The sequence below is a fragment of the Bacillus vallismortis genome, from assembly GCF_040784915.1.
Lineage (GTDB): Bacteria > Bacillota > Bacilli > Bacillales > Bacillaceae > Bacillus > Bacillus subtilis_G.
The window spans coordinates 1,965,846-1,978,378 of sequence record NZ_CP160797.1 but is presented as its reverse complement, the minus strand read 5'-3'; the positions used below and the strand labels follow the sequence as shown (position 1 = coordinate 1,978,378).

The window sequence follows — 12,533 nt, the reverse complement described above, 5'->3', positions numbered from 1 at the left end:
TCCTTTAATCAAACAACACAAGAAAGGCAGCTGTCTTGCCCAGTATCTTTCGTTCTTGCATAGTAAATGGTTTTAATTCCTCTGTGATGTGCATACAGATCGATTCGGTTTAAATCACGAGTCGTCATTGTATCTTTTAAGAACAACGTGAAGCTGATTCCCTGATCAATGTGCTGCTGGATAGTCCCGATCATATCCACAACCTTAAACATGTCCATATCATAGGCTTCTTTATAGAAGAACCAGTTATTAGATGCAAGCCCAGGCATTGGGTAGTACGTTTTTGAGTTCCCGTATGTTCTTTCTTCAATCCGTTCCATAATCGGCATGACAGACGCCGTGCTTGATTGAACGTATGAGATAGAGCCTGTTGGCGCAATGCATAATCTGTAGCTGTGGTACATGCCGTGTTCAGCCACAAATGCTTTTAGCTTTTCCCAGTCCTCTGCTGTCGGGATATGCATACCTTCAAATAGAGTAGCGATTTTTTCGTATTTCGGTGAGAAATCTGTTGAAACGTATTTTTCGAAATATTCACCTGTCGCATAGGTTGATCCTTCATATTGATCAAACGTTTCGCCCTTCTCTTTTGCGATTTCCGCTGAGCGCTGGATGGAGTAGAAGTTCACCATCATAAAAAACGTGTTTGCGAAGTCACGCGCTTCCGGACTTTCATACGCAATGCCGTTTTGCGCAAGATAGCCGTGAAGGTTCATAGCGCCGAGACCGATTGATTTCATCGCTTTATTTGCCCGTCTTACAGCAGGCGCGTTGCGGATATCAGTCGTTTCAGACACGTGTGTTAAAGAGTCTGTCGCAAGCTTAACTGTCTTTTCGATTGATTTGTGCTCCATGACATTGAGAATGTTAAGTGAACCCAGGTTGCAAGAAATATCCAAACCAATTTCATCTTCTACGTCATAGTCTGTGTATGAAGAAACCTGTGATGCCTGAAGCACTTCAGAGCAAAGGTTAGAAAATTTCACCTTGGAAATATGGTTATTCGCATGCACTTTATTCACGTTATCTTGGAACATGATGTATGGATAGCCTGATTCAGAACGAAGCATCGCCAGTTTTTCAAGCAATTTCCGCGGGTTGATTTTTTCCTTTTTCACCCGGGGATTGTCGACAAATTTGTCGTACATTTCGTTCATGTCCAGCTCATCCATATGCTGGCCGTACTCTTTATAAATCGTGTGCGGATAAAATACGTAAGCCGCTTTGTCCTCACGCGCAAGCTCAACGAATTTATCCGGAATGACAACACCGATAGAAAGCGTTTTGACACGTACATCTTCATCCGCTGAAATCTTTTTCGTATCAAGAAAATCATTGATATCGCGGTGGAATATGTTTAAGTACGCCGCTCCAGATCCTTGTCTTTGTCCCATTTGGTCAGCGTAGCGGAACGCATTATCAAGGAGCTTCATCACGCCTACAACACCTTTTGTGGCATTTTCAACATCTTTAATGGCTTCACCTTTGGCACGGAGCTTGGACAGGTTAAGAGAAACCCCGCCGCCCAGCTTAGAAAGCTGCATGGAGATATCGATCGCTCTTGAAATGTCGTTTAAAGAATCATTAACTTCGAGCAAGAAGCAGCTCACCAGTTCACCGCGGCGTTTTCTGCCGGCGTTCAAAAATGTCGGTGTGCTCGGCTGATATTCCTGATTGATCATCAGGTTCACATATTCTTTTGCTTTCTCAGTGTCGCCGTTTGCGAAGAACAGCGCAACAATTGAGATTCGGTCCTCATAACGCTCGAGGATTTTTTTCTTGTCATTTGTCTTCAAAGCATAGTCATTATAGAATTTAAACGCACTCATGAAGGAAGGAAAACGAAACTTCTTAGCGTAAGCTGTCTTAAACACGTCTTTAATGTCTTCAAAAGAATAAAGGCTTAAGAATTCCTCTTCGTAGTATTGGTTTTCAATCAAATAATCCAGCTTCTCTTTTAAGTCGTGAAAGAAAACTGTGTTTTGGTTGATATAATCTACAAAATAGCTATGTACAGCCTCTTTATCCTTATCAAACTGGAATTTTCCATCTTTTTGGATCATGATTTCGTTATTTAACTGGATCCATTTTGGCACTTGATTTTGTGACAACTCTTTCTACCTCCTGAGTAAACAATTCAACGTCTTTAGATGTGCCGCTGAGTTCAAATTTGTGCAAGATCGGCACCTGATATTGTCTTGAAATGGTATCGGCGCTTTTTGCAAAGTTATCGCCCCATACTTTATTGCCGCTCGCAGCGACTCCTAATAAAAGATGGGCGTATTTTTCGAGAAATGATTGTGTTGATGCCGGTACCTGACCGAAGTTCGTCGTGTAGGTGACCAAAACAAACGGAGTGTCCATGTGGTCAATGTCGTCCACCTTGCGTATCTGCTGAAAGTCTATTTTATTCACAAACCGCTGAACATTCCCTGTTTTCGAATCAAATATGATTTGTACCACGTTTTATCACGACCTATCAAAAAATATGAATCTCTCATCACTAACACTATATATAGTATACTATCCTCTAACAAAAACACAATATATAGATTTGTTTTCGTGAAAAATTCATATTTTGATCAAATCAGGCAAATGGGCAGGCTCATCAGGGCCCAAAAAAGAGAGCAGAACGAGAATGATCTCTCGTCCTACTCGGGGTGTCGTTTTTAAGCCGATGTATATCATAACATGAAAAAAAACTGCTTAGTAGTCTAGATTTTTTTTTCTTAAGCTATCACAGCATTTTTCGCTCTCTACTGTTTCTTCTATTTCAACATCCGCACCGATCTCTTCTAAAACCGCCTTCAAGGCGCTGATAATTGACGCTTCTCTGATTAATTCTTTTCCGTTCACAATGATGCTTGTTCCGTACTCATAGCAAGAATCATCTTCGCAAATTTCTTCCCAATGATTCACGATCACTTTATGCTTCATGTTTTCACCCTCTGTTTGATCTGTGTCTGTATTTAGTTTAGCGGGTAGCATCCGCTTTGTAAATTCGGATGCTTGTGAATTTTATTCAAGCTCATCATCATCCGAATATTCTTTTTTCAGCTTTACCTCATTGCGGGACTCATTATACTCATAAATTTTGATATAGCCGTCCTCCACAACGCCAAAATGATTATGTTCAAGAGGAAACGAGGTTGGCTGAGGCGTTTCATAGCCTGAATTGCCGCTGTCTGTTTCAATGATGGTGTCTTGATTCCCGCACGCCCCGAACAGCAAAAATACGGCTATCCACACAAGCGCAATCCTGATTCGTCTAAGTTCTGCTTCACTTTCAAACAAGGTCGCGTCACTCCCGGATCATTTTTATACATCATATACCATTTTATCTCACATATGTTGATCTCATAAAAAAAGACCGTGCCTTGGCATGGTCAGCTTACAAAAAAGCTTGGAACGAAAGTGGATCAATTTTAAAAAATGGCTGCCGGAATTCCCCCGACAGCCTCCCCATGCCTTAACATGGTATTCTTGATCTATTCGAGTTCAAGCTGGACGTTTTTTTGAGGCGCAAACGTTGAGATCGCATGTTTATATATAAGCTGCTGCTTCCCTTCCGATTCCAGCAATACGGTAAAGTTATCAAAGCCTTTCACCTGGCCCCGCAACTGAAAGCCATTCAGCAAAAAAACAGTGACATACGTATTTTCTTTCCGGATTTGATTCAAAAACTGATCCTGAATATTAATCGGTTTCATGTTTCGTCCTCCTTGATTCTCTATATCATACAGTTTCGATTAAAGTTCGAGTTTTCCTGCTATATGTGTGAAAATTTCCTTTTTTTTCAGCTCCATATCAACGGGTGGTGTCATATCGAACCAGGTCACCTGCATTTTGTTGCGAAACCATGTCAGCTGGCGTTTCGCATACCGCCTTGAGTTCTGCTTCAATTGATCGACGGCATCAGAAAGCGTCACAAAATCGTCAAAATGTGCAAATAGCTCCTTATAACCTATCGCTTGAATCGATTGACAGTCCCTCACATTCCTGTCGTAGAGGCGTTTCACTTCCGAAAGAAGACCTGCCTCCATCATCATATCGACACGCTGATTAATTCTAGCGTAAAGCGTGTCTCTATCCATTGTCAGCCCGATTAACACTGCATTGTACAGGAGTTCTCGTTTTTGCTCCTTCAAATGCTGAGACATCGTTTTTCCAGACGTATGTAAAATTTCCAGCGCGCGAATGACTCTTCTTGTGTTATTCGGATGAATCGCAGCAGCTGCCTCTGGATCTGCCGCAGCGAGTTTTGCATGAAGAAAGTCAGTGCCTTCCCGCTCAGCAGCCATTTGCAGGCTCTGCCGAAACGCAGGATCGTTCGCCTCTTCCGTAAATGTATAATCGTAAAGCACAGATTGTATGTAAAGCCCTGTACCGCCGACAATCATCGGAAGCTTTCCTCTTTTGGCAATCTCGCTGATTTTGTTTCTCACTAAGTTTTGATAATCTGCGGTGGAGAAGGAATCTCGGGGATCTAAAATGTCAATCAGATGATGGGGCACTCCCTCCATCTCCTGTTCGGTGATTTTAGCTGTTCCAATATCCATCCCTTTATAAACCTGCATCGAATCTCCGCTGATAATTTCCGCGTTCAAGGATTTAGCCAGCTGAATACTTAAATTTGTTTTCCCCACTGCCGTCGGTCCTACTAAAATGACAACGGGCTGCTTCGTATTATTCAATATGTATCACTCTCTTTTATAAATCTCCCCCCATTATAGCATTCATCATGTACAACCACCTATCCATTTTGCCCTTTTTTTGCATCGGTAAACATCCTTCTACCAGCCGAGCGGCTCATTGCCGACGATTTCTCTCGTCTTCCCTTTCAGGGCATGCCGATGCGTTTTTCTTCCGTCATCATTCGGGTCATACACAACGCCTCCGTACCTGATCTCAATCGGCTCATTATAGGCCAGATACGTCGTTTCTTCGATTTCGTGGTAATGGGTGCCGTCTGTCCGGGGAATCGCAGGGCCCGAGATTCCGTAATACCGGTGAAAATGTCCGTTTTCAAAAGACGTAATCCCTGAAAAGTAGTGTGTATGCTGATCCGTATTCGATCCGTTTGCCGGCTGAGTAAACCCTTCAATGAGATGATAATGTCCCTGTTCTATGGTCGTCTTGGCAAGATAAGCATGTACGTGAGGCGGCGCTTTTGACCAGTCAGATGGATACAGGCCCAATGAGTTCACACCCCTTCTTTTTCATCAAACGCCCAATCAAATCCGGGTAGGCTGAATACACTGCATCATCTACACTTTATGACAGGAGGAAAGAAAACATGAATGAGGTAGATCATTATTTCACTGCTGCAGATACAAGGATCATTGGAAGGCCTTACGGATTCGGAAGACCATTTGGGTTTGGAAGACCTGGATTTGGCTATGGATTTGGTTTTGGCCGGCCATTTGGTTTTTTTGGAGGGCCGTTTATCGGAGGCCTTGCAGGCGGGCTTATAGGAAGTGCTTTATTTAATCCTTATTTGTATGGCGGATATCCCTACTATCCTCCATATCCTTATTACTATTAAGCACAACAGACCTCTTAAAAAGGGGTCTTTTTTATGGGACCGGAAACGAATCTCTTGACTCATTGTTAGGCATACACTACTATTTTTCTAGCTGACGATTTTATGATCTCAAGACACATTTGAAGTGAGGAGCATTTACGATGTTAATAGGATACATATTCCTCACGATTGCCATATGCTCGGAATCAATTGGAGCGGCCATGCTGAAAGTGTCTGACGGCTTCAAAAAGTGGAAGCCCAGCGCCTTGGTCGTGATTGGCTATTTCATCGCCCTTTACATGCTGTCACTCACCTTAAACCATATCCCCCTCAGCCTCTCGTATGCAACTTGGAGCGGTGTGGGCACGGTGCTGACGGCAGTGATCGGAGTGAAATGGTTCCAGGAAGAACTGAACGTGAAAGGACTTATCGGAATCCTTTTATTAATTTCAGGAGTTGTGTTGCTTAACTGGCAGTAAGGGAGTGTTGATGATGATGAATGGATTTCTTTATTTGGCTCTTGCCATTGTATCTGAGGTTTTCGGGAGCACGATGCTGAAGCTTTCAGAAGGATTTACACAAGCGTGGCCCATTATCGGAGTCATTGGCGGATTTCTTTCTGCTTTTGCCTTTCTAAGCTTTTCTTTAAAAACATTAGACTTATCAAGCGCGTATGCGACATGGTCGGGTGTTGGAACGGCGCTTACAGCCATTGTCGGATTTTTGCTTTTTGGCGAAACCATCAGTTTAAAGGGAGTATTCGGGCTCACGCTTGTCATTGCAGGCGTCGTCGTTTTAAATCAATCGAAAGCCCCTGCTGAAGAAAAAAAACAGACGGTCTGTGAGTGACCGTCTGTTTTTTTATTCACCACCCGGTTTTACAGAGACTTCAAGCTGCACCTCGACATTTCCTTGAATGGCGCGTGAAATCATGCAAGACGACTCCGCCTTTTCACAAAGCTTGTGCGCCAATGCGACATCCTCTTGTGAAGCATCCTGTTTGAGCACGACGGAGGGGCGGTGAATGATCTTTTTGTATGTAAAGACTCCTTTGGTGACGTCGACAATACCTTCTGACTCCATCTGCAGGTCTTCTTTTTCCAGCCCGCTTCTTTCCATCATCGCAGCAAGTGTAATAATGTAACAGGTTGCTGCCGCCCCGAGAAGCATTTCATCCGGGTTGGTCCCCTCTCCCGGTCCATCCATTTCTTTAGGAATGGAAATAGATGTGATGAGGTTTCCGCTTTCGATCGTACCAACGTCGTTGCGTTTACCCGGCCAGTTCGCTTTTAAATAAAAATGATGATCTGCCATCGTCTGTTTTGCCTCCTTTAATGATCCTATTTCAGTCTACTGATCTTCTCTTATTTTGTCTTCTTGTCTGCTTGTTATGAATACTCTTGTTCAAGGACACTGTTGATTGCACGGACATAATCATAAAATTCACTGTTCTTTGTGTATTTCCTATTTTTATAATAAAAATCATCGAAAAATGCTTCTCTCTGCTCGCGGCTGATTTCCAGCTGGATACTCAGCCCCGTTTCCCCTTTGTTGTTAATGTTTTCGGCATTCAATCCAGCAAGGCCGCTTTTAGATGACGCTAACTCAGCTGAAAACCCCCTTCTCTCAAGGGCCCTTACGATCATTTTCGCACGCTTTCGGTCTGTGCCTCCAACAAGTGTATTCTTACTTTCCCCTTTATATCCGTGAAAAGCCACAACATATTGATGCTCCTTGATTTTCTTTCCAGCCAATGGCTCATCAAAGTTGGTGCTTGTAATATGCAATGTTTGATTATCGTGTGACTTTAAGCCTTCAAACAGGTATGTAGAGTATTCATTATTGAAATACCGCACAAGCTCGCTTACTCCGCCTTCAATTCTTCCGCCATGCGGAGACATAATTAAGACTTTGCTTCCTTTTTTTTCATTATAAGAAATATCATAATCGGCCGGGCTCTCATTTTCTGCCAAGCTGCTGAAATTTGAATATGTATCTGGCTGATTAGATGGTTCAGGTTCTAATGAGTAATGAACATATCTCAGAAATAAGACAATGGCTAAGACTAATATGACATTTAGTAAAAATCTTCTCATGTTTAACTCCTTTCATAAGAATGGCGCGGTTCATTATATGAGGTTTAGCCAATAGGTTTTATCTTACCATTGTATACACTATATCAGCAGTGAAAAAGTTCCCGGTTTCAAAAAATCAATTGATTGTCACGGTTAATAGTGGTTCGTTTCAAATATGAGTGAAAAAAGATTGAGAGGAAAGACAAAAAAGGTAGGAACAACCTCACTTGGCAAATACATGTATAGAGGTGTAAGGAGATTTTTTAGCAGCTGTCCGGCATGCTGAGACGGACAGCCTGTTATCGGCCTGAAAAATGGAAGTTTTGCTTATTTGTTCTCACAAAGTCACAAGAGAGAATAGAGTCTAACAAAAACGTTCTGATCTGTTGTTTCGAAAAACAAAAAGCTTTGATTTGCGTTTTGCTTTTCTGCCTTACAATAATTGTTCTTTTACTAATCGTTCCGTCTTTCTTCATATATATAATGCTGATTGGCATTTGGCTTTCCAAAGACCGATGTAAGAAGAAATTCATACGTTGTTCTCTCCTTGCCAGTTTGATGACAACATTATAATACGAACAAATGTTCTTTTTCAATCCCCAATGATTGCCTCCTCTCCTGAATCTTTCGTATTTGATTCAAAAGATTCATTAAAACCAACTCTTGTCCGCTTACTATGAAGGACAAACAAACTTACCAAACCTATCATCCGTTCATAGAGTATACAGAATACCTTATAATAGGAGGAAAATACATGTTTGGGTACTCTATGGTACAAATGGTGAGAGCAAATGCTCATAAGCTAGATTGGCCGTTACGGGAAAGCGTCTTGCAGCTTTACAAGCCCTTCAAATGGACTCCTTGCTTCTTGCATCAGTTTTTCGAAACCAAATTGAAAAACCGAAAAAAATTGTCGGTCATTATTGAATTTGAGGAAGGCTGTCACGAGACCGGCTTTCAAATGGCTGGAGAGGTGCTGCAAAAAGAAAAACGCAGCAAGCTAAAAAGACGCTTCAACACAATCAATTGCTGCAGCGCGGAGGTGACCCCACAAGCGCTAGATTTACTTCTTTCTGAATGCAGTGATATCCGCAAAGTGTATTTAAACCGTGAAGTCAAAGCGCTTCTAGACACGGCAACCGAAGCAAGCCACGCGAAGGAAGTTGTCAGAAACGGGCAAACCCTGACAGGAAAAGGTGTTACTGTCGCTGTTGTCGACACAGGAATCTACCCGCACCCTGATTTAGAAGGCAGGATTATCGGATTCGCCGACATGGTCAATCAAAAAACTGAGCCGTATGATGATAATGGCCATGGCACACACTGTGCAGGTGATGTCGCCAGCAGCGGCGCATCCTCTTCCGGCCAATACCGTGGACCTGCGCCTGAAGCCAATCTAATCGGCGTAAAGGTATTGAACAAGCAAGGTTCAGGAACATTAGCGGACATTATTGAAGGTGTAGAGTGGTGTATTCAATATAATGAGGATAATCCGGATGAACCGATCGATATTATCAGTATGTCGCTCGGGGGCGATGCGCTTAGATATGATAATGAACAGGAAGACCCGTTAGTCAGAGCGGTTGACGAAGCGTGGAACGCTGGGATTGTCGTCTGTGTCGCTGCCGGAAACTCTGGGCCTGATCCACAAACCATTGCAAGCCCGGGCGTGAGCGAAAAGGTGATGACAGTAGGTGCCCTTGACGATAACGATACCGCAAGCAGCGATGATGATACGGTCGCTTCCTTCTCAAGCCGCGGGCCGACAGTATACGGGAAAGTAAAGCCCGATATTTTAGCGCCGGGTGTTGATATCATTTCCCTTCGCTCTCCAAATTCTTATATCGATAAGCTTCAAAAGTCAAGCCGTGTAGGATCTCAGTACTTTACAATGTCAGGAACATCGATGGCAACACCAATATGTGCAGGAATCGCAGCTTTAATCCTGCAGCAAAACCCGGATCTTACACCTGATGAAGTGAAAGAGCTTTTGAAAAATGGCACGGACAAATGGAAAGATGAAGATCCGAATGTTTACGGCGCGGGCGCTGTCAACGCAAAAAATTCCGTTCCCGGCCAATAGACAGCTTCATAGAGCCGGCAAATCTCTCAGTAGACTTGCCGGCTTTATATTTTCAAATTTCATAATAATGGGATAAAATATAGAAAATAAATGAAGGGAGTGAAAGAAATGCCATATTATATCTGCGAGACATGCGGTGTACAACATGCGCAAACAGTAAATCCGCCGGACTCATGTCTGATTTGCGATGACGAACGGCAGTATATTCATCCGGAGGGACAAGCTTGGACAACCCTTGCAGACATGCATGAAAAAGGAAACCTTCAAAACATCCTCAAAAAAGAAGAAGAACATCTTTATAGCATCAAAACCGAACCAGAGTTTGCGATCGGACAAACAGCACATTTGATCCAGCATAAGGGCTTTAACGTGCTGTGGGACTGCATTTCATATCTTGACGAAAAGACAATTAAGCAAATCAACGAATTAGGCGGAATTCAAGCCATCGCTTTGTCTCATCCGCATTATTACTCTGCTCAAGTGGAGTGGGCTGAAGCGTTTCAGGCCCCGATCTATATTCATGAGGATGACAAAGAATGGGTGGCAAGGCCAAGCAATCACATTCAGTTCTGGTCAGGGGAAACGCTCAACATGAAGCCGGGACTGGACCTTTACCGCTTGGGCGGACACTTTAAAGGCGGTGCTGTTCTCCATTGGCGCAACGGCAATGAAGGGAAAGGCTGTCTATTGACCGGGGATATCATTGCAGTTGCGGCGGATCGAAACTGGGTCAGCTTTATGTACAGCTATCCAAATCTCATTCCTCTCCCAGCCTCCAAAGTTGAAGAAATAGCAGCCAAAGTGAAACCGCTTCAATTTAACCGGATTTATAATGCTTTTTCAAAAGTTGTCAAAGAAAATGCCGACGAAGCGGTCCAGCGTTCTGCCGTACGTTATATCAAGGCACTGAACAACAAGTTGTTTCATACATAAAGGGTGAGGCGGCTCTTTTCCGTGTAAAAGATGCAGCAATTGGGAATAGTATCGTGTAGATCAAAAGGAGGAATATTGATGGCACACCCGAATACACAGCTTTCTCAATGGCTGGAATCAAAAGTCGGCCAAACACTTGATATTAGAAAAGGTGAATTGACCCATGATGAAGAGATTTCTGACTTGGATCAGATTGTTCTCCACCTTGAAAAAGTGGGGATACGAAGCACCAATCATCCTGATGACTATGTTGCAAATGAAGAACTCGTTTTAGAAGGCGAAGGAACAACCTTCACAGAAGAAGGCGACATACCGCTTCCGCAAAACGCCTATGAGATTCCTTTATTAGGTGATATTCATATTCACCAAGAAAACGAAGGATTGAAGGTCGTAACAGATCGTGCAGTCTATACATTTGATGTCCAGCACAGCTGACGGTCACTTTCATCAAAATCATACAGCTTAGCGCCTTTGAGCTATCATTCAAAGGCGCTGCTTTACATGGAGCCACTTTTTCATTTTTTCGTTCTTCACCCTATTGAATGACGCCTAAAATAGATATATAGTTTTAGAGACAGGATTAAGTTTCAAATAATTCTGTATTTCACAAGCTGGTTCTGCAAAAACATCTATTTACCCTATTAGGCGAGGAGAATGCAAATGGAAAAATTGATGTTTCATCCGCACGGAAAAGAATTTCATCACAATCCTTTTTCAGTTTTGGGCCGATTTAGAGAGGAAGATCCCCTTCACCGATTTGAATTAAAACGGTTCGGAGGCACATATCCGGCTTGGTTAATTACCCGATACGATGATTGTATGGCCTTTTTAAAAGACAATCGGATTACAAGAGACGTTAAAAACGTGATGAGCCAAGAACAAATCAAAATGCTCAACGTCAGCGAGGATATCGATTTCGTATCCGATCATATGCTGGCAAAAGACACACCTGATCACACCCGCTTGAGATCACTTGTTCATCAAGCATTTACTCCCCGAACGATTGAAAATCTGCGCGGCAGCATCGAACACATTTCTGAACAGCTTTTAGATGAAATGGAAAAAGAAAAGAAAGCGGATATCATGAAATCCTTCGCATCCCCTTTGCCTTTTATTGTTATATCTGAATTGATGGGAATTCCTAAAAAGGATCGGGCACAGTTTCAAATCTGGACCAATGCGATGGTTGATACCTCTGAAAGTAACAGAGAGCTGACAAATCAAGCCCTTCATGAATTTAAAGACTATATCGCCAAGCTGATCCACGACAGAAGAATACAGCCAAAAGACGATTTAATCAGCAAACTTGTGCATGCTGAAGAAAACGGCAGCAAGTTAAGCGAAAAAGAGCTTTATTCGATGCTGTTTTTACTGGTTGTAGCGGGTCTTGAAACAACTGTTAACTTGCTTGGATCAGGCACTCTCGCATTGCTTCAGCACAAGGAGGAATGCGAGAAGCTCAAGCAGCATCCTGAAATGATCGTTACAGCTGTTGAAGAATTGCTGCGATACACCTCGCCTGTTGTGATGATGGCAAATCGGTGGGCCATCGAGGACTTTACATACAAGGGGGTTTCGATCAAAAGAGGAGACATGATCTTTATAGGCATCGGATCTGCCAATCGCGATCCAAGCTTTTTTGAGAACCCGGAAATACTAAATATAAATCGGTCGCCTAACAGACATATTTCTTTCGGCTTTGGCATTCATTTCTGTTTAGGAGCGCCGCTAGCCAGACTGGAAGGCCACATTGCATTTAACGCGCTTCTGAAGAGATTCCCGGATATTGAACTCGCGGCAGCGCCTGATGACATCCAATGGAGAAAAAATGTCTTTTTAAGAGGGTTAGAAAGTCTCCCTGTGTTACTTTCAAAATAACATATTCAAAACGCCCCCTTCAAAAGGGGGCGTTTGTGTT

17 protein-coding genes are annotated in these 12,533 nt (G+C 42.9%); 7 read left to right on the top strand and 10 right to left on the bottom strand.

Annotated elements, in window-relative coordinates:
• Positions 1 to 8: 8 nt before the first annotated feature.
• The 7 genes from nrdE to ABZM97_RS09460 form a co-directional block, all read right to left on the bottom strand.
• A complete protein-coding gene (gene nrdE, locus ABZM97_RS09490) occupies positions 9 to 2,111 on the bottom strand; it encodes a class 1b ribonucleoside-diphosphate reductase subunit alpha (RefSeq protein WP_087991482.1) in 2,103 nt (700 codons plus the stop codon).
• On the bottom strand, positions 2,071 to 2,463 hold the full coding sequence (gene nrdI, locus ABZM97_RS09485) for a class Ib ribonucleoside-diphosphate reductase assembly flavoprotein NrdI (RefSeq protein WP_087991481.1): 393 nt from the start codon (positions 2,461 to 2,463) through the stop codon (positions 2,071 to 2,073). Before nrdI ends, nrdE begins: the two co-directional genes overlap by 41 nt.
• Positions 2,464 to 2,706: 243 nt before the next feature.
• The gene (locus ABZM97_RS09480) at positions 2,707 to 2,937 is read right to left on the bottom strand and encodes a hypothetical protein (RefSeq protein ID WP_003238362.1); all 231 of its coding nucleotides are present in this window, start codon (positions 2,935 to 2,937) and stop codon (positions 2,707 to 2,709) included.
• 81 nt (positions 2,938 to 3,018) lie between these two features.
• A complete protein-coding gene (locus tag ABZM97_RS09475; RefSeq protein WP_087991480.1) occupies positions 3,019 to 3,294 on the bottom strand; it encodes a YmzC family protein in 276 nt (91 codons plus the stop codon).
• A 194-nt stretch (positions 3,295 to 3,488) separates the two neighbouring features.
• Positions 3,489 to 3,710 (bottom strand): RNA chaperone Hfq, encoded by a 222-nt coding sequence (gene hfq / locus ABZM97_RS09470; RefSeq protein ID WP_003221097.1) that lies wholly within the window; start codon positions 3,708 to 3,710, stop codon positions 3,489 to 3,491.
• Positions 3,711 to 3,749: 39 nt separating this feature from the next.
• On the bottom strand, positions 3,750 to 4,694 hold the full coding sequence (gene miaA, locus ABZM97_RS09465) for a tRNA (adenosine(37)-N6)-dimethylallyltransferase MiaA (RefSeq protein ID WP_087991479.1): 945 nt from the start codon (positions 4,692 to 4,694) through the stop codon (positions 3,750 to 3,752).
• Between the two features lie 99 nt (positions 4,695 to 4,793).
• Positions 4,794 to 5,207: a YmaF family protein gene (locus ABZM97_RS09460; protein WP_087991478.1), complete on the bottom strand. Its 414-nt coding sequence runs from the start codon at positions 5,205 to 5,207 to the stop codon at positions 4,794 to 4,796.
• An 89-nt stretch (positions 5,208 to 5,296) separates the two neighbouring features.
• Here ABZM97_RS09460 and ABZM97_RS09455 point away from each other — a divergent pair, with 89 nt between their 5' ends.
• The 3 genes from ABZM97_RS09455 to ebrB all read left to right on the top strand — a co-directional run bounded on the left by ABZM97_RS09455 (position 5,297) and on the right by ebrB (position 6,373).
• Entirely contained in the window at positions 5,297 to 5,545 is a 249-nt protein-coding gene (locus ABZM97_RS09455) for a hypothetical protein (protein WP_087991477.1), read from the top strand.
• A 140-nt stretch (positions 5,546 to 5,685) separates the two neighbouring features.
• Positions 5,686 to 6,003, top strand: a complete 318-nt coding sequence (ebrA, locus tag ABZM97_RS09450; protein WP_087991476.1) for a multidrug efflux SMR transporter subunit EbrA — start codon at positions 5,686 to 5,688, stop codon at positions 6,001 to 6,003.
• A gap of 16 nt (positions 6,004 to 6,019) precedes the next feature.
• On the top strand, positions 6,020 to 6,373 hold the full coding sequence (ebrB, locus tag ABZM97_RS09445; RefSeq protein ID WP_367387492.1) for a multidrug efflux SMR transporter subunit EbrB: 354 nt from the start codon (positions 6,020 to 6,022) through the stop codon (positions 6,371 to 6,373).
• 12 nt (positions 6,374 to 6,385) lie between these two features.
• Here the strand turns inward: ebrB and ABZM97_RS09440 are convergent, their stop codons facing one another.
• From ABZM97_RS09440 to ABZM97_RS09430, 3 genes are all read right to left on the bottom strand, one after another.
• A complete protein-coding gene (locus ABZM97_RS09440) occupies positions 6,386 to 6,838 on the bottom strand; it encodes an OsmC family protein (protein WP_367387407.1) in 453 nt (150 codons plus the stop codon).
• Between the two features lie 74 nt (positions 6,839 to 6,912).
• The gene (locus ABZM97_RS09435; RefSeq protein ID WP_087991474.1) at positions 6,913 to 7,620 is read right to left on the bottom strand and encodes a poly-gamma-glutamate hydrolase family protein; all 708 of its coding nucleotides are present in this window, start codon (positions 7,618 to 7,620) and stop codon (positions 6,913 to 6,915) included.
• Positions 7,621 to 7,898: 278 nt separating this feature from the next.
• On the bottom strand, positions 7,899 to 8,132 hold the full coding sequence (locus tag ABZM97_RS09430) for a hypothetical protein (RefSeq protein WP_087991473.1): 234 nt from the start codon (positions 8,130 to 8,132) through the stop codon (positions 7,899 to 7,901).
• A 221-nt stretch (positions 8,133 to 8,353) separates the two neighbouring features.
• On the opposite strand from ABZM97_RS09430, the gene aprX reads away from it, so the two are divergent.
• The 4 genes from aprX to ABZM97_RS09410 all read left to right on the top strand — a co-directional run bounded on the left by aprX (position 8,354) and on the right by ABZM97_RS09410 (position 12,493).
• Positions 8,354 to 9,682, top strand: coding sequence for a serine protease AprX (aprX, locus tag ABZM97_RS09425; protein ID WP_202327654.1), 1,329 nt, complete (start codon positions 8,354 to 8,356; stop codon positions 9,680 to 9,682).
• Between the two features lie 108 nt (positions 9,683 to 9,790).
• Positions 9,791 to 10,615 (top strand): MBL fold metallo-hydrolase, encoded by an 825-nt coding sequence (locus ABZM97_RS09420; protein ID WP_087991471.1) that lies wholly within the window; start codon positions 9,791 to 9,793, stop codon positions 10,613 to 10,615.
• A 78-nt stretch (positions 10,616 to 10,693) separates the two neighbouring features.
• Positions 10,694 to 11,050, top strand: coding sequence for a hypothetical protein (locus tag ABZM97_RS09415; RefSeq protein ID WP_202327655.1), 357 nt, complete (start codon positions 10,694 to 10,696; stop codon positions 11,048 to 11,050).
• Between the two features lie 225 nt (positions 11,051 to 11,275).
• Complete coding sequence (locus ABZM97_RS09410; RefSeq protein WP_333516213.1) at positions 11,276 to 12,493, top strand: cytochrome P450; 1,218 nt, start codon at positions 11,276 to 11,278, stop codon at positions 12,491 to 12,493.
• Positions 12,494 to 12,533 lie beyond the last annotated feature (40 nt).